Raw genomic sequence first — 17,726 nt, 5'->3', positions numbered from 1 at the left:
CCATGCGCAGGAGCCCCGCCATGAACGAAGCCATCCGGCCCGAGCATGCCGATGACACCCGCACCGCCCTGTCCGGCGCCAGCCTGCGCCAGGCCTTTCTCGACCACCTGTTCCACACCCAGGGCAAGCTGCCCGGTCAGGCCAGCCAGAACGACCTCTACCAGGCCGCCGCGCATACCGTGCGCGACCGCCTGGTGCAGCGATGGATCAGCACCGCCGAAGCCTACCTGGGCCAGCCCTCGCGCACGGTGGCTTACCTGTCCGCCGAATTCCTGATGGGCCCGCACCTGGGCAACAACCTGATCAACCTGGGCATCTTCGAAGAGGTCTGCGAGGCCATGGAGGCGGCCGGCCTGGACCTGGCCCGCATCCTCGACCAGGAAGTCGAGCCGGGGCTGGGCAACGGCGGCTTGGGCCGGCTGGCGGCGTGCTTCATGGATTCGCTCGCGACGCTGGAGATTCCCGCGCTGGGCTACGGCATCCGCTACGAGTACGGCATCTTCCAGCAGACCATCATGGACGGCATGCAGGTGGAGAAGACCGATACCTGGCTGCGCAACGGCAACCCGTGGGAAATCCAGCGCTCCGAATGGGCGGTGCAGGTGCGCCTGGGCGGGCACACCGAGCACTACACCGACGACCGCGGCCACTACCGCGTGCGCTGGGTGCCGGCCAAGACCGTGGTCGGCGTGCCGTTCGATTCGCCGATCCTGGGCTACCGCGTCAACACCGTGAACACGCTGCGGCTGTGGCGCGCCGACGCGACCGAGGCGTTCGACTTCCACACCTTCAACCGCGGCGACTACCTTGGCGCCGTCAGCAAGAAGGTGACCTCCGAGAACCTGACCAAGGTGCTCTATCCCAACGACGAAACCACGCAGGGCAAGGAACTGCGGCTGGAGCAGCAGTATTTCTTCGTTGCCTGCTCGCTGCAGGACATGCTGCGGCTGCTCGCGGTCGACGGCATCCCGGTGACGCGCTTCCACGAGAAGTTCGCGGTGCAGCTCAATGACACCCACCCCGCCGTGGGCATTGCCGAACTGATGCGGCTGCTGGTCGACGAGCACGACCTGCCCTGGAACGAGGCCTGGCACATCACCCAGAACGCCTTCGCCTACACCAACCACACGCTGCTGCCCGAGGCGCTGGAGCAGTGGCCGCTGCCGCTGTTCGGGCGGGTGCTGCCGCGCCACCTCGAGATCATCCTGGAGATCAACGCGCGCTTCCTGGACGAGGTGCGGATCCGCTTCTACGGCGACGAATCGCGGCTGGCGCGGCTGTCGCTGATCGACGAGCATGGCCAGCGGCATGTGCGCATGGCCAACCTGGCGTGCGTGGGCAGCCATGCCGTCAATGGCGTGGCCGAGCTGCACTCGCGCCTGATGCGCGAGGATGTGCTCAAGGACTTCTACGAGATGTGGCCCGAGAAGTTCACCAGCATCACCAACGGCGTGACGCCGCGGCGCTGGCTGGCGCTGTCCAACCCGCGCCTGACGCGGCTGGTATCGGACGCGATCGGCGATGGCTGGATCTCGGACCTCGAGCAGTTGCGCGCGCTGGAGCCGTATGCCGAGGACGCCGGCTTCCGCGACTCGTGGCAGACCGCGCGGCTGGCCAACAAGACCGACCTGGCGCAACTGGTGCGCGACACCACCGGCGTGGTGATCGACCCGACGTCAATGTTCGACGTGATGGTCAAGCGCATCCACGAATACAAGCGCCAGCACCTGGCGGTGCTGCATGTGATTGCGCTGTACCACCGCATCAAGTCCGACCCGGGCGCGCAGATCCAGCCGCGCACCTTCCTGTTCGGCGGCAAGGCCGCGCCCGGGTACGCCTATGCCAAGCTGATGATCCGCTTCATCACCTCGGTGGCCGACGTGGTCAACCGCGACCCGCAGGTGCGCGACCGGCTCAAGGTGGTGTTCTTGCCCAACTTCAACGTCACCTACGGCCAGCGCATCTACCCGGCGGCGGACCTGGCCGAGCAGATCTCGCTGGCCGGCAAGGAAGCCTCCGGCACCGGCAACATGAAGTTCGCGATGAACGGCGCGCTGAATATCGGCACCATGGACGGCGCCAATATCGAATTGCGTGAAGCGGTGGGCCATGACAACTTCTTCCCGTTCGGCCTGACCGCGCCCGAGGTCTATGCGCTGCGCGACAGCGGCTACGACCCGGCGGCGTATTACCACAGCAACCCCCAGCTGCGCGCGGTGATCGACCTGGTGCAGCAGGGCTTCTTCTCGCGCGGCGAGCCCGGCCTGTTCCGCCCGTTGTTCGAGCCGCAGCATGGGCACGATCCCTATCTGCTGATGGCGGACTTCGCCGCCTATATCGATTGCCAGCAGCAAGTGTCGGCCGCGTATGCCGACCAGGCGCGCTGGCAGCGCATGTCGGTGCTGTCGTGCGCGCGCTCGGGGCGCTTTTCGTCGGACCGGGCCATCCGCGAATACTGCGAGCGCGTCTGGCATGTCGCGCCGGTGCCGGTGCGGCTGCTGCACCGCGCCAGCGGCGCACCCTGGCAGGTGGAGGCCGGCACCAGCGGGCCGCGCGCAGCCTGAGGCGGGAACCCTTGGCGCACTGGTGGCATGGGCGCAAGGCGCAGCGTAGTTTCTACAATGCCACAGGTAACAAAGCCCGCGCCGCGCTGCGCTGCGGGCTTGCCGGTGGCGCCGCGAATGCGCCGTTCTGCTGGCATGGAGTTCGCATTGCGCAAGCATCCTATTCCCCCAGAAGGCAGGAGCCGAATTTGAACGCCGACCCCTTTCTCCTCGCCCCCGGCATCCGCTCCGCGGTGCCGCCGCTGGCGCCGTTCGACTGCTTTGCCGCGCCTTCGGCATCCGCCTTCCGCTCTCACGACGAACCCTCCCAGGACTACCTGTTCGGTCCGGCCTGGCTGCCGGACGGACAGGTACGCTTCCGGCTGTGGGCGCCCGACTCCGCCGAACAGGGCCAGGCGGTGCGTGTGGAGATCGCCGGGCTGGGCCCGGTGCCGATGGCGTGCGGCGCCAACGGCTGGTTCGAGGCAATCGTGCCGGGCTGCGCGGGCGCCCGCTACTGGTTCCGGCTCGACGACGGCACCACCGTGCCGGACCCGGCCTCGCGCTGGCAGGCCGACGATGTCCACGGCCCCAGCATCGTGCCGGCACGGGACGCCGCCAGCGCGTTTGCGTGGACCTGCCCGGACTGGCGCGGCCGCCCCTGGCACGAAGCCATCGTCTATGAAATGCACGTCGGCCTGTGCGGCGGCTACGCGGGCGCCGCGCAGCAACTGCCGCGGCTCGCGGCGCTGGGCTTCACCGCGGTCGAGCTGATGCCGGTCGCCGAGTTTCCCGGCACGCGCAACTGGGGCTATGACGGCGTGCTGCCGTTTGCGCCGGAGTCCGGCTACGGCACGCCCGACGAACTGCGCGCACTGGTCGATCGCGCCCACCAGCTCGGCATGATGGTGCTGCTCGACGTGGTCTACAACCATTTCGGCCCGGAAGGCAACTACCTGCACCGCTATGCCAGCGCCTTCTTCCGCGCGGACCGCCAGACCCCCTGGGGGCCGGCCATCGATTTCCGCCGGCCGCAAGTGCGGCGCTTTTTTACCGAGAACGCGCGCTACTGGCTCGAGCAGTTCCGCTTCGACGGCCTGCGCCTGGACGCCGTGCATGCCATCGAGGACGAAGGCTGGCTGGCGGCACTGCCGGGCGAACTGCGCACCGCGCTGGCCGATGGCGACGGCCCGCGCCATGTCCACCTGGTGCTGGAGAACGACGACAACGACGCCACGCTGCTGGCCGCTGGCTACGACGCGCAGTGGAACGACGACGCGCACCACGCGCTGCACGTGCTGCTGACCGGCGAGGACGATGGCTATTACCGCGACTACAGCGCAGCGCCGGATACGGCCGATGGCGGCAACGGCGGCAACCTCGAGAGCGCTGCCGCCGGGCGCGGCGCGCCTGCGCTGCGCCACCTCGCGCGCGTGCTGGGCGAAGGCTTTGCCTACCAGGGCGAACGCTCGGCGTTCCGCTCGGCCGCGCTGCCCGCAGTGGCGGAGGGCGTGCGGCGCGGCCAGCCCAGCGCGCACCTGCCGCCCACGGCCTTTGTCTGCTTCCTGCAGAACCACGACCAGACCGGCAACCGCGCGCACGGCGAACGGCTGGCGCAACTGGCCGGGCGCGACGCGCTGCGGGCGGCAATCGCCTTGCAGCTGCTGTGCCCGCAGGTGCCGCTGGTGTTCATGGGCGAGGAAACCGGCAGCGCGCAGCCGTTTTTGTATTTCACCAGCCATCCGCCCGAGCTGGCGCGCGCCGTGCGCGACGGGCGCCGGCGCGAGTTCGCCGCGACCGCCGCGTTCCGCGACGACGCCCGCGCGGCGGCCATCCCCGATCCCAACGACCCGGCCACGTTCGAAGCCTCGCGCCCGCAGCTTGACGATGACGGCGACTGGACGCCGTACTACCGCGAACTGCTCGCCGTGCGGCGACGCGAACTGCTGCACCGGCTGGCCGGCTGCCAAAGTGCCGGCGTCGACGTGCTGGGACCGGCGGCGCTGTGCGCGCGCTGGCGGCTGATGGACGGCGTGGAGCTGAGCCTGTGGCTCAACCTGGGCGACGAAGCCGTGCCCTGCACGCGGCCGTGCCACGACCGCAGCACCGCGCTGCATGAAAGCAGCGCCGGCGCGGCCGCGGCCCTGTCGGCCGGGCTGCTGCCGCAGCGCTCGTGCGTGGCTACCGTGTGCGAGCCCGCCGCGGTCCGCGCGCGATGATGCCTGACGGCGCGCCGCAAGCGCTGCCACGCGCAACCGCCCGGCTGCAGCTGCACCCGGGCTTCACCTTTGCCGATGCCGCCGCCGTGGTCGGCTACTACGCCGCGCTGGGCGTCAGCCACCTCTACCTGTCGCCCATATGCGGTGCGCGGCCCGGCTCCACCCATGGCTATGACGTCACCGATTTCACCACCGTGCGCGACGAGCTGGGCGGCGAGCCCGGCCTGAAAGCGCTGGCCGCACGCGCCCGCGACGCGGGCCTCGGCCTGGTCGTCGACATCGTGCCCAACCATATGGCGGCCGACCCCACCCACAACGGCTGGTGGCGCGACGTGCTGGCGCATGGCCGCGGCAGCCCTTACGCGGCCACCTTCGACATCGACTGGACCCCGCGCGACCCGGCGCTGCACGGCAAGGTGCTGCTGCCGATGCTGGGGCAGTCGTACTGGGACACCGTGGTGGCCGGCGAACTGCACTGGGTCCCGGCCAGCGACGATGCCCCCGCCCATCTTCGCTATTTCGACCACACGCTGCCGCTGGCACCGGGCAGCGTCGACACCGAAGCCGAGCGCGACGGCGCGGCCTGGTACGACGCCACGCGTGCCGAGGGCCGCGGCCGGCTCCATGCCTTGCTGGAACGCCAGCACTACCGGCTGGCCTGGTGGCGCACCGCGGCCGCCGCGCAGAACTGGCGCCGCTTCTTCGAGATCAGCGACCTGGTGGGCGTGCGCGAGGAGGACGAGCGGGTGTTCGACGCGGTCCATGCGCTGGTCCTGCGACTGCTGCGCGAAGGCTGGATCGACGGTGTGCGCGTGGACCACGTCGACGGCCTGGCCGATCCCGCCGGCTACTGCCGCCGGCTGCGCGCCGAACTGGACCGCCATGCCGCCGCGCGCCCGCCCACACTGCGACTGGAGCGTCCGTGGCTGGTGGTCGAGAAGATCCTTGGCCCGCGCGAGCGCCTGGCGCCGGACTGGCAGGTGCATGGCACCACCGGCTATGACTTCATGGACGAGGTCGCCGCGGTGCTGCATGACGGCGACGGCGAGGCGCCGCTGGACGCGCTGTGGGCCGCGGTCAGCGGCGATGCGCGCGACTTTCCCGCGCAGGTCGAGGCCGCGCGGCGCCAGGTGCTGGAGCGGCACCTGGTAACGGAATTCGAAGGCGCCGCCGCCTGCCTGCGCGACTGCGCCGAGCAGGAGCCCGGCACGCGCGACCTGACCCGGGCGGCGCTGCGGCGCGCGCTGGCCGCGCTGATGGCCGCAGTGCCGGTGTATCGCAGCTACTTCGACGCGTGTCCGGCCGAACGCGATGCGGCCGCGGCGCATGCCGATGACGCCATGCTCGAACAAGCCATGCGGGCCGCGCGCGCCGAGCTGGCGCCCGACGAAGCGGTGGCGCTGGCCTTTATCGGCGGCTGCCTGCGCACCGCCGCGCCGGCCGACAGCGAGACCGGCGCGCTGCGCCGCCGGTTGCAGCAACTGATGCCCGCGCTGGCGGCCAAGGCCGGCGAGGACACCGCGTTCTACCGCTACGGCCGGCTGCTGTCGCGCAACGAAGTCGGCAGCGATCCGGCCCGGCTGGCGATGCCGCCGGCGCAGTTCCACGCCCGCATGGCGGCGCGGCGGCTGGCCTGTCCCTATGCCATGCTCGCCACGGCAACCCACGACCACAAGCGTGGCGAAGACGCGCGCATGCGTCTGGCGGTGCTGAGCGAAGTGCCGGGCGCGTGGGCCGATGCCGTGGCCGCGTGGGAGGCTGCCTCGGCATCGCTGCTGGCGACCTTGCCGCAAGCGCCCGACCCCGGCGACCGGCTGATGCTGTACCAGACCCTGGTCGGCGCCTGGCCGATGGAGGATCTGAGCCTTGCCGACGATGGCGTGGCCGCGCAGCCCTTGCTGGAGCGCGTGGGCGCGTGGCAGCGCAAGGCCATCCGCGAAGCCAAGCGCCATGGCAACTGGACCTGCCCCGACACCGACTACGAAGCCGCCTGCGAGGCCTTCCTGCACGGCCTCTGCGCACACGGGACAGCAGGCGCAACCGGCAGTGTGCTGGCGCAGATCGGCCTGTTCGCGCAGCGCATTGCCGCAGCCGGGGCAGTCAACAGCCTGGCGCAGGTGCTGGTGCAGCTGACCGCGCCCGGCATCCCCGACCGCTACCAGGGCTGCGAAGGCTGGGACCTGAGCCTGGTCGATCCCGACAACCGACGCCCGCCCGACTACGCGCGGCTGCAGGCACGGCTGAGCTGCAGCGCGGGCTGGGCCCACTGGCTGGCGCACTGGCGCGACGGCCGCATCAAACAGCAGCTGGTGCGCCAGGTGCTGACGGTGCGCCGCGCCCATGCGGCGCTGTTCGCCGACGGCCAATACAGCATGCTGGCCGCGCAGGGTGCGCTGGTGCCGCAGGTGCTGGCGTTCGCGCGCAGCGCCGACGGGCGCCAGGCCATCACCGTGGTGACCCGGCTTGCCGCCGCGCGCGTCGATCCCGCCCTGCCGCGCATTCCGCAAGCGGCCTGGGGAGATACCACGCTCAACGTCGGTGCGCCGCAACCGAGCCGCTGGACCGATGCCCTGACCGGCCATGTCATCGACGCGCCCATGGGCCGCCTGCGGCTGCGCGAAGTGCTGGGCGGCCTGCCGGTCGCGCTGCTGCTGCGCGAGCCCTGAGGCGTCGGGCTCAGGAGTGCGGCGGCGCCGTCGACTGCAACACGACCGGCGCGAACGGCCCGCGCGAGGCCTGGGTCGGCGAGGCGCTGCGTTCCTGCGGCAGGTAGGGCCGGATCACCACGGCCACGTAGTCGTCTTCCTTGGGCGTTACCACGATGTACGCGAGCCCCGACATCACCAGGCCGACCTCGCCGAGTTCGGTGGCAATGCGCGCCACGATAAAGCGCTGCAGCAGCATCGGGTTGACGCTGTCGTCGATGGCAAGCGCGGCGGTGCAGATGGTCAGGAAGCAGCGTTCGACCTCGCGGCACACCACCACCACTTCATCGATGGCGTAGCCGGCGCGGCTGGCGCGCACCAGTACCGACACCCCCGAACTGGGCGCGGCGCGGTGCCATCCGGGCTTGACCTTGAAGCTGGGCAGCGCGAGGCCGGAACCGGTGTCCTGCGCGACGGTATTGAAACGCTGGGCGAAGTCCGAAGGCGTGATGGCGAGCAGCTGGCGCTCGACCGGTGCCGACGACACCGATACCGACGAGGCCAGGACCACGGTGGACAGAATGCTGGCTAGGTTCATAGCTTCCTCGCAACGGCTATACATTCCCCCGCGCTGTCGGGCCCGGCAGCACCCGGCCGCAAGCTGCGCCGCGGCGGGAAGGCCGGCGTTGCGGGTGCTCGCCGGCACCTGCCGCACGCCAGTTCTTGCCAGCATTTCCTTCACTATAGACAGGACCGCACGCCAGCACAGAACGGAACGCAAGCGCCACGCCAGGCCCCGCGCCGCAGCCCGCGCGCAACGCCATCAGTCACTGCGGCGCGCCAGCCACGCGCGCCATGCAGTTTCTGCAGCCACTGTAAAAACTACGGCGCATGCGGCACCGCCCCGCGCCGGCGGCGCCGCCGCATGGCGCACAGCCCGCGCCGCCGCGCAGCGTGGGCCGGCTGGTGCACTGGCTGCGCCCGTGGCCATGCGGGAACGGAGCTTGCAGGCAAATTGCAGGTGCGGGCTGACCGCAGGCCCGCCAGCATGTACAGGAGGGCCTTATGAGCGCACGCTACCGCTTCATCGCCGCGCTGGCGTTGCCGCTGGCCGTGCTGGCCATGACGGCCTCCGCGCCGGGCATGGCGGCACCGACCGATGCGCCGGCGGCGCCGTCTTCCACCGGCCGTACCGCGGCGCCACGCGACACCGCTGCCGTCAGCGATCGCGCCATCACTGCCGAAGTGCAGGCGCGCCTGGCCAATGCGCGCACGCTCGACCCCGGCAAGATCCGGGTTTCGACCACCGACGGCGTGGTCAAGCTCGAAGGCACCGTGCGCGACGACAAACAGCGTACGATGGCCATGGAACTGGCGCGTTCCGTGCGCGGCGTCAGCGCGGTTTCGGATGAACTGCGCGCCGGCACCGATTGAAGGACCACCTGTCGCCTGCCCGGCAGCGCCATGCCAACCTTGATGGAGACGTGATGAGCACCCATCGCCAGCCCGACCACGACACCACCCGCCGCCGCAGCGAGCCCCGCGACCCGCACAAGGGCGGCCCGGACACCGAGCACGAGCGCGGCAAGCCCGGACGCGACCGGCGCCATGATGTCGAGCGCGAGCACGACATTCCCGACGAAAACGGCGAGCCGCCCTCGGTCAAGCGCCCGGGCGGCAAGCCCGAGGAAAGCGAGCCGCCGGTCGAGAATTACTGAACCGCAGCGATTCGCCATATAGCCACCCGAACAGGAGGCAAACAGGAGGCATGATGAGCAAGACCGTACGTACCGGCCCCATCCGGCATGCCGGCATCCGCACCGATCGTGTGGGCAGCCCGCCAGCCGGCCGGCGCGAAGGCGCGCCAGCCGCTTCCGGCCGCGGCCGTTCGCGCCACAACACGGCCACCCGTGCGGCGCGCGCCGAGGCCGGCAACATCCCCAGCACGCTGGACCCGGATCTCGATCAGGAAACCAACGACATCGAGAACGAGCTCGAGCAGCGCGACGAAAACGCGCACAGCCCCGAGGAAGAGGAAACCCCGGAAGAAGAGATTGCCGATGAAGTGGTGCGTGCCGCGGAAGCGCTGCCGGCGGACGTGCCGGTCGACAAGGCCGACCGCACCGACGAGCGCGAAGAGAATCCGCCGCGCCCGCCCCGGGGGGATTAACCCGGCGCCAGAGCGCGGCGTCGCAAAGCCACCAGCCGGCGGCTCCTGAGGCTACGGAGCCGCCCTGTTCATTCGGACGCCAGGATGCCGTAGGGGCGCACGCGGATGTGGTTGATCACGTCCTGCACGCCAAACACGCGTTCGGCAATCGCCTCGATGTCGTACTTGCTGCGGCGATCGCCCACGTGGCCCTCCAGCGTCACCAGGCCGTCCTGCACCCGCACCGTGACTTCGCTGACATCGAGCTCATGCGCATGCGCGAGCCGGTCGCAGACTTCATCGTGGACGCGGTCGTCGCCGCGGCGGTAGTTCTTCGGGCCGCCGCGGCGGTAGTCCCGGTACGCCGGCGCGTCCCAGTCGTGCGCGCCGTAGCCGCCCGCGCTACCGTATGGCGCGCCCGCAGGCCCGCCATACCAGTCGCGCCGGCCCTCCCAGCGCTCTTCGCCATACGGAACGCGGCGCCGCGACCATTCGTCTTCATAGCGGGCCTCGTCCCAGGGTTCGCTTGCGGGCCCCCGGCGCCAGGATTCGTCCTCCCTGCCGTACCAGCCCTCCTCCGCGCCTTCGAACGGACGGGTGTCATCGCGCGGCAGGCGCTCGGCGGTATTGCCATAGCGGCCCGCGGTCAGGTTGCGCTGCCTGCGGTTGCGCGCCTGCGCGGGAATGCCGCTATAACCCTGGTCGTTGCTGCCGTACTGGTGATCGGGGCGCCTGCGCAGGTATTCATCGTCACGGTGTTTCATTGAAATCCTCCTTTGCGTGCGCAGTGGTACGCCGCTGATTCCACCCGCCTTCGGGCACCTCGAAACAGGCCACCAGCGGCAGGTGGTCCGAGGCTACGCGCGCCAGCGGCGAACGGTGGCTTGCCACCGACACCAGGTGCGCGCGCGGCGACACCCAGATGCGGTCCAGCGCAAACACGGGCAGCCGCGAGGGAAAGGTCGCCGTGTGCGGAGTGTGTTCGAAATAGGCGTGCAGCCAGCGCAGCGGCCGGCCCCACAAGAACCACTCGTTGACGTCGCCAAGCAGGATGGTCGGCAATGGCGGCGCGGCGGCGACGTAGTTGAGCAACTGCTGCACCTGGTGGCGGCGCTCGCCGGGGCGCAGGCCCAGATGCGTGGCGACCACGCGCAGCGGATTGGCGCAGCCGGAGGCGGTGCAGGCAACGGTCGCGTCGATGGCACCGCGCGGCTCGCAGCCCTTGACGGTCAGGTCGATCTGGTTCACTGCCTCGGGGGCGAAGCGCGTCAGCAGCGCATTGCCGTAGTCGGCGCTGCCGCGTACCCGCGTAAAGCCCGACACCACATGCATGCCGGTATGTCCGGCCAGGTATTCCAGCGTATGGTCGTTGCTGCTGCCCGATTCCACTTCCTGCAGCGCAACGATATCGGCGTCGAGTTCCGCCAGCACGGCTGCGATCCGATCGGGGCGATAGCGGCGATCGGTGCCGACGGCGCGGTGGATGTTGTAGCTGACCACCGTCATCTGGGCCAGGCCGGCCGCGCGCGTCGGCGGACAATGCAATGCCGCCGGGGCCCCGGCCCCCGCCGGGGTATCGCCGGGCTCACGCGCGTGGGCAGGATTTACAAGAGACGGTAAGTCCGGTTGCATTCGCATGGCCGGTCTCGGTGAGCGGTTGCAAGGCGCGATTCTCAGGCCCCGTCGAGGAACTGGTTTGGCCTGCCGATGCGGCGGCCCAGGTCAGGGCTTTCCCAGCGGGCCCCTTCCATATACGGGTCCGGCGTGCGTTGCATGGTGGTGCCGGGCATGCCAGGCTGCGCCGGCATGGTCGAGGGCTGCGCCTCCGGCGCGGCAGCCGCAGGTGCCGTCGGGGCCAGGTCAGTACGCGTCGGCGCATTGGTGCCCTGCGTGTAAGGGTCGAACTTGTCGGTGCTGCGCGCGCCCTGCGAATACGGGTCGTAGGAGCCGCGCGGGGTACCCGGCGTCTGTGCCATGGCGGGGATGGCGGCCGCCGCCACGGCAATGGCAGCGAGCAGTCGGCTGGTGCGGATATGCTTCATGGTTACCTCCGTTGGGGCGCGATGTGCGCGCCAGTAACCATGGGCAAGCGAAAGGCGTGCCCGTACCCCTTTCGCTTCGCCGTGCTCCTGTCCTGACCGGCCTCAGGCGATACTCACCTTGCCGGCCTCGGCGTTGCCCCGCGCCAGCACCGGCACCAGCGCCGCGCCCGTATGGCTGGCGCGGTTGCGCGACAGCGCTTCGGGATCGGCCGCGCCGACGATGGTGCCGCCGCCCGCGCCCCCTTCCGGGCCGAGGTCGATGATCCAGTCGGCCTCGGCAATCACGTCGAGGTCATGCTCGATCACCACCACGCTGTGGCCGCCGTCGGTGAGCCGGTGCAGCACGCGGATCAGCCGCGCCACGTCGGCCATGTGCAGGCCCACGGTCGGTTCGTCGAGCACGTACAGCGTGTGCGGCGCCTTCTGGCCGCGCCGCGTGATGTCGTCCCGCACCTTGCTCAGCTCGGTCACCAGCTTGATGCGCTGCGCCTCGCCGCCGGACAGCGTCGGCGACGGCTGGCCCAGCGTCAGGTAGCCCAGGCCCACATCCTTCATCAGCTGCAGTGGATGGGCAATGTTCGACATGGCCGAGAAGAACTCCACCGCCTCGTCGATCTCCATGGTCAGCACTTCGCCGATATTCTTGCCGCGCCAGGTCACGGCCAGGGTCTCGGGGTTGAAGCGCTGCCCGTGGCAGACATCGCACGGCACCTTCACGTCAGGCAGGAAGCTCATGCCGATGGTGCGCACGCCCTGCCCTTCGCACGCCGGGCAGCGCCCGTCGCCGGTGTTGAACGAGAAGCGCGAGGCGGTGTAGCCGCGTGCGCGCGCTTCCAGCGTATCGGCGAACAGCCGGCGGATGGTGTCCCACACGCCGATATAGGTCGCCGGGCAGGAGCGCGGGGTCTTGCCGATCGGAGTCTGGTCCACCTCCAGCACGCGGTCGATGGTTTCCCAGCCGGTAATCGCTTCGCAGCCGTGCCAGTTGTGCTGGACGTTGAGCGGCTTCCTGGCACTGCCCCTGGCCGCGCCGTTGCCTTCCTTCGCCGCGTTGCGCGCGCGCCGGGTGGCCGGCGACGACAGCACCGAGCGGCCCACCGCATCGAGCAGGTTGGTCATCAGCACATCGCGCGCCAGCGTCGACTTGCCCGAGCCCGACACCCCGGTAATGGCCACCAGCCGCGACAGCGGCAGGCGCGCGGTCACGTGGCGCAGGTTGTGCAGCGACGCGCCGTGCACCGTCAGCCATTGCGGCGGATCCGCCGGCTTGCCCGCGGCGCCGGGCCTGACCTTGCGCCGCGGCTGCAGCGGATGGACGATCGGGTTGGCCAGGAACTGGCCGGTGGTGGACGCCGTCGCCGCGGCCAGTTCGGCCACGCCGCCCTGCGCCACCAGCGTGCCGCCGCGCTTGCCCGCGCCCGGGCCGATGTCGATGATGTGGTCGGCGCGGCGGATGGTGTCTTCGTCATGCTCCACCACCACCAGCGTGTTGCCCTTGTCGCCCAGCTTGCGCAGCGCGTCCAGCAGGATCTGGTTGTCGCGCGGATGCAGGCCGATGGTAGGCTCGTCCAGCACGTAGCACACGCCCTGCAGATTGCTGCCGAGCTGCGCCGCCAGGCGGATGCGCTGCGCCTCGCCGCCGGACAGGCTGGGCGCGGCACGGTCCAGGCTCAGGTAGCCCAGCCCCACTTCTTCCAGGAACTGCAGCCGGCTGCCGATCTCGCTGACCACGTCGCGCGCGATCTCGGCATCGCGTCCGGACAGGCGCAATCCGTCCACCCAGCGGCGGGTCTCGGACACGGTCCACTGCGCCACGTCGACGATCGCGTTTTCATCGAAGGTCACCGCGCGCGCCACCGGGTTCAGGCGGGTGCCGTGGCAGTCCGGGCACGGCGTGTCGACCACGCCTTCGGGTTCCTGCTCTTCCGACGGCAGGCTCTGCTCGCGGCCGCGGTTATCGTCGGCCAGCACGGTGTCGTCGAAGGCCGCGCGCTGCTCGCGCGTCAGCGCCAGCCCGGTGCCGACGCAGGTGCCGCACCAGCCGTGCTTGCTGTTGTACGAGAACATGCGCGGGTCCAGTTCCGGATAGCTGGTGCCGCATTGCGGGCAGGCACGCTTGGTCGAGAACACCTTGACCTCGCCCACGTGCGCGGTGCCGCCGTTGTGCATGGCATGGTCGAGACCGTCCAGCGGCGCCAGCAGGTGCATCACGCCCTTGCCGGCTTCCAGCGTCTGCGCCAGCAGCGCGCGCAGTTCGGCCTCGTTCTCGGCCGACACCACCAGGTCGCCTACCGGCAGCTCGATGGTGTGCTCGCGGAAGCGGTCCAGCCTTGGCCATGGGTCCACCGGCAGGAATTCACCGTCGACGCGCAGGTGCGTATTGCCGCGCGCCTTGGCCCACTTGGCCAGGTCCGTGTAGACCCCCTTGCGGTTCACCACCAGCGGCGCCAGCAGCCCCACGTGCTGGCCGCGATGGTCGCGCAGCAGCTGCGCGGCGATCGACTCGGGACTCTGCGAGGTCACCGGCGCGCCGTCATGCACGCAGTGCTGGATGCCCAGCTTGACGTACAGCAGGCGCAGGAAATGCCAGACCTCGGAGGTGGTCGCCACGGTGCTCTTGCGGCCGCCGCGCGACAGGCGCTGCTCGATCGCCACCGTCGGCGGGATGCCGTAGACGGCATCCACTTCGGGCCGGCCCGCGGGCTGCACGATCGAACGCGCATAGGCATTGAGCGATTCCAGGTAGCGGCGCTGGCCCTCGTGGAACAGGATGTCGAACGCCAGCGTCGACTTGCCGGAGCCCGACACGCCGGTGACCACATTGAACTTGCCGTGCGGGATGTCGACGTTCAGCGCCTTCAGGTTGTGCTCGTGCGCATTGACGATGCGCACCACGTCCTCGCCTTCGACCTCGCGGCGCGCGCGCCGCGCCTGCAGCGCGGCCTGGAGCGGCACGCCCTCCGCCTCGGCGCGTTCGGCGGCCAGCGTGCCGGCTTCCCCGAGCGCCGCATCATAGTGGATCAGCGCCTGGCCGGTATGCGACCCGGCGCAGCGCTTCACGTCCTCGGGCGTGCCGGTGCAGACCACGCGCCCGCCCGCGTCGCCGCCTTCGGGGCCCAGGTCGATCAGCCAGTCGGCGGCGCGGATCACGTCCAGGTTGTGCTCGATCACGATGAGCGAATGGCCACCGTCGAGCAGCTTGCCGAAGGCCCGCATCAGCTTGGCGATATCGTCGAAATGCAGGCCCGTGGTGGGCTCGTCGAACATGAACAGCCGGCGCGGCATGGTGCTGGCACGGGTGCGAGACGGCGTCGCCTGCGCGGCTTCGGCGAGGAAGCCCGCCAGCTTGAGGCGCTGCGCCTCGCCGCCCGACAGCGTCGGCACCGGCTGCCCCAGCTTCATGTACTCCAAGCCGACATCGACGATGGGCTGCAGCACGCGCAGCACCGCCGCATCGCCGGCAAAGCAGGCCGCGGCCTCGCTGACGGTAAGTTCCAGCACGTCGGCAATGCTGAGCAGGCGTGGCGGCTGGCCGGACGCGGCGCGCTCGATCTTTACCTCGAGCACTTCGGGGCGATAGCGGGTGCCGTCGCAGTCGGGGCAGCGCAGGTAAACGTCGCTGAGGAACTGCATCTCGACGTGCTCGAAGCCGGAGCCGCCGCAGGTCGGGCAGCGCCCGTCGCCGGAGTTGAAGCTGAAGGTACCCGCGGTATAGCTGCGCTGCAAAGCCAGCGGCGCCCTGGCGAAGAGCTTGCGGATCTCGTCGAAGGCCCCGACATAGCTGGCCGGATTGGAACGCGCGGTCTTGCCGATCGGCGACTGGTCGACGAAAACCACGTCGTCGACCAGTTCCGCGCCGGTCAGCTGGCGGAACGCGCCCGGCGACTCGGTGGCCTTGCCGAAGTGCCGCGCCATGGCGGGATACAGCACATCCTGCAGCAGCGTGGACTTGCCCGAGCCGGACACACCGGTCACGCATACCAGCCGCTGCAGCGGGATCTCCACCGTGACGTCTTGCAGGTTGTGCTCGGTCGCGCCCTCCAGCACGATGCGCGGCTGCTTGCCATCGACCGGGCGGCGCTGCCAGTGCGAGGCGTCGGCCACGCGGCGGCGCCCGCCCAGGTAGTCGCCGGTGAGCGTGCCGGCCTGGCGGATCGCCGCCGGCGTGCCGTCGAAGATGATGTTGCCGCCGCGCTCGCCAGGGCCCGGGCCCATGTCGATCAGGCGGTCGGCGGCCAGCATCACCGACGGATCATGCTCGACCACCACCAGCGTATTGCCCGCGTCGCGCAGCCGGTGCATGGCCTCGACGATGCGGTTCAGGTCGCGCGGGTGCAGGCCGATGCTGGGCTCGTCCAGCACGAACAGCGTGTTGACCAGCGAGGTGCCCAGCGCCGTGGTCAGGTTGATCCGCTGCACCTCGCCGCCGGACAGCGTGCGGCTCTGGCGGTCCAGCGTCAGGTAGCCCAGGCCCACGTCGCACAGGTACTTCAGGCGCGTGCGCACCTCGGCCAGCAGCAGCTTAAGCGCATCGTCCAGCATCGCGCTGGGCAGCGACAGCGCGTCGAAGAAGCGGCGGATCCGCTCGATCGGCAGCAGCATCAGGTCATGCACCGTCAGGCCCGGCAGCGCCTCGAGCCGGGTGCGGTCCCAGTCCACGCCGCGCGGCAGGAAGCGGCGCTGCGGCGCCAGCACGGCGTCGGCATTGTCCTTCGAGCCCAGGCGCCACAGCAGCGACTCGGTCTTCAGGCGCGCGCCGCCGCAGGTTTCGCACGGCGTGTAGCTGCGGTACTTGGACAGCAGCACGCGGATGTGCATCTTGTAGGCCTTCGACTCGAGGTAGTTGAAGAACCGCATCACGCCGTACCACTGCTTGTTCCACTGCCCGTTCCAGTCCGGCGAGCCATGGACGACCCAATCGCGCTCGGCCTCGGTCAGTTCAGCCCAGGGCGTGTCGCGCGGTATGCCGGCCTTGCCGGCATAGCGCATCAGGTCGTCCTGGCATTCCTTCCAGGCCGGCGTCTGCATCGGCTTGATCGCGCCGCCGCGCAGCGTCTTGCGCGCATCGGGGATCACCAGGCCGAGGTCGACGCCGATCACGCGGCCGAAGCCGCGGCAGGTTTCGCAGGCACCGTAGGCCGAGTTGAAGGAGAACAGCGCGGGCTGCGGGTCGGCATAGCGCAGGTCGCTGTCCGGGCTGTGCAGGCCGGTGGAATAGCGCCACACCGGGCCGTCGTCGCCATCGGTCAGCACGTAGATGTTGACGCGCCCGCCGCCCCGCCTGAGCGAGGCCTCGATGGCCTCGACCACGCGCACTTTCTCGGCATTGCCGATGCGGAAGCGGTCCGCAACCACGTCGAGCAGCTTGCGCGCGCCGGTGGGCGACTGCACCACGCGCTGGGCCTGCACGCGCGTATAGCCGCTGACCGACAGCCACTGCTGGACTTCCTCGTCGGTGGCCGATTCCGGCAGCTCTACCGGGAAGGTCACCACCAGCCGTGCGTCGTGGTGCGGCTGGCCGGCGGCCGTGCGCGCGACCAGCTCGGCATAGATGGTTTCGGGCGAGTCATGCCGCACCGGCTGCGCGGTCTGCTTGTCGAACAGCTCCGCCGCGCGCGCGTACAGCAGCTTCAAGTGGTCGTTCAGCTCGGTCATGGTGCCGACCGTCGAACGCGAACTGCGCACCGGATTGGTCTGGTCGATGGCAATGGCCGGCGGCACGCCATCGACGCGCTCGACCTGGGGCCGGTCCATCCGGTCCAGGAACTGGCGCGCGTAGGCGCTGAAGGTCTCGACGTAGCGGCGCTGGCCTTCGGCGTAAAGCGTGTCGAACACCAGGCTGGACTTGCCGGAGCCCGACGGCCCCGTCACCACGGTCATTTCGCCGGGACGCAGGTCGAGATCGACATCCTTGAGGTTGTGCTGGCGGGCGCCGCGAATGCGGATTAGCTGCTTGCTCGACACGGTTTCTCTTTCGGATCAGGACGTTAAGGAAATGCCGGGAGACCCCCGGACCACTGTACATCCATACAGTCTATCAGGTTAGAAACGAATTCGTATCGATTGCCCGGATCGGCGGGTGCATGAAACCGGAATTAGCCCCCACGTGAGCGGCTCCGCCGATTTAG

11 protein-coding genes are annotated in these 17,726 nt (G+C 70.0%); 6 read left to right on the top strand and 5 right to left on the bottom strand.

Translation table 11 applies throughout. The features are described from left to right. The first annotated feature begins 20 nt into the window (after positions 1–20). The 3 genes from MKD50_RS19215 to treY all read left to right on the top strand — a co-directional run bounded on the left by MKD50_RS19215 (position 21) and on the right by treY (position 7,428). Positions 21–2,564, top strand: a complete 2,544-nt coding sequence (locus MKD50_RS19215; protein WP_115700931.1) for a glycogen/starch/alpha-glucan phosphorylase — start codon at positions 21–23, stop codon at positions 2,562–2,564. Positions 2,565–2,752: 188 nt separating this feature from the next. Continuing rightward, positions 2,753–4,762, top strand: a complete 2,010-nt coding sequence (locus tag MKD50_RS19210) for an alpha-amylase family glycosyl hydrolase (RefSeq protein WP_240070774.1) — start codon at positions 2,753–2,755, stop codon at positions 4,760–4,762. Then, positions 4,759–7,428 (top strand): malto-oligosyltrehalose synthase, encoded by a 2,670-nt coding sequence (gene treY, locus MKD50_RS19205; protein ID WP_252668245.1) that lies wholly within the window; start codon positions 4,759–4,761, stop codon positions 7,426–7,428. Before MKD50_RS19210 ends, treY begins: the two co-directional genes overlap by 4 nt. Before the next feature lie 10 nt (positions 7,429–7,438). On the opposite strand, the gene MKD50_RS19200 is transcribed toward treY, so the two are convergent. Continuing rightward, positions 7,439–8,005, bottom strand: coding sequence for a malto-oligosyltrehalose synthase (locus MKD50_RS19200; protein ID WP_115700937.1), 567 nt, complete (start codon positions 8,003–8,005; stop codon positions 7,439–7,441). Positions 8,006–8,472: 467 nt separating this feature from the next. On the opposite strand from MKD50_RS19200, the gene MKD50_RS19195 reads away from it, so the two are divergent. Genes MKD50_RS19195 through MKD50_RS19185 form a run of 3 tightly spaced genes read left to right on the top strand, consistent with a single transcriptional unit; the run spans position 8,473 to position 9,577 of the window. After that, positions 8,473–8,841, top strand: coding sequence for a BON domain-containing protein (locus tag MKD50_RS19195; protein WP_240070776.1), 369 nt, complete (start codon positions 8,473–8,475; stop codon positions 8,839–8,841). Between the two features lie 53 nt (positions 8,842–8,894). Continuing rightward, on the top strand, positions 8,895–9,125 hold the full coding sequence (locus MKD50_RS19190) for a hypothetical protein (protein ID WP_092315677.1): 231 nt from the start codon (positions 8,895–8,897) through the stop codon (positions 9,123–9,125). A 53-nt stretch (positions 9,126–9,178) separates the two neighbouring features. Further along, complete coding sequence (locus MKD50_RS19185; protein WP_252668243.1) at positions 9,179–9,577, top strand: hypothetical protein; 399 nt, start codon at positions 9,179–9,181, stop codon at positions 9,575–9,577. A 68-nt stretch (positions 9,578–9,645) separates the two neighbouring features. Here the strand turns inward: MKD50_RS19185 and MKD50_RS19180 are convergent, their stop codons facing one another. The 4 genes from MKD50_RS19180 to uvrA form a co-directional block, all read right to left on the bottom strand. Beyond that, positions 9,646–10,320 (bottom strand): BON domain-containing protein, encoded by a 675-nt coding sequence (locus MKD50_RS19180; RefSeq protein ID WP_252668240.1) that lies wholly within the window; start codon positions 10,318–10,320, stop codon positions 9,646–9,648. Further along, complete coding sequence (locus tag MKD50_RS19175) at positions 10,307–11,194, bottom strand: endonuclease/exonuclease/phosphatase family protein (protein WP_371925375.1); 888 nt, start codon at positions 11,192–11,194, stop codon at positions 10,307–10,309. The genes MKD50_RS19180 and MKD50_RS19175 overlap by 14 nt, the downstream gene beginning before the upstream one ends. Before the next feature lie 35 nt (positions 11,195–11,229). Continuing rightward, complete coding sequence (locus MKD50_RS19170; protein ID WP_115700947.1) at positions 11,230–11,598, bottom strand: endonuclease; 369 nt, start codon at positions 11,596–11,598, stop codon at positions 11,230–11,232. Positions 11,599–11,700: 102 nt separating this feature from the next. After that, on the bottom strand, positions 11,701–17,562 hold the full coding sequence (gene uvrA, locus MKD50_RS19165; protein ID WP_252668236.1) for an excinuclease ABC subunit UvrA: 5,862 nt from the start codon (positions 17,560–17,562) through the stop codon (positions 11,701–11,703). Between the last annotated feature and the right edge of the window lie 164 nt (positions 17,563–17,726).

Source organism: Cupriavidus mimosae, assembly GCF_023952485.1.
Lineage (GTDB): Bacteria > Pseudomonadota > Gammaproteobacteria > Burkholderiales > Burkholderiaceae > Cupriavidus > Cupriavidus taiwanensis_C.
Note: the sequence above shows the minus strand (reverse complement) of the source record. Positions and strands in the feature narration are given on the sequence as shown.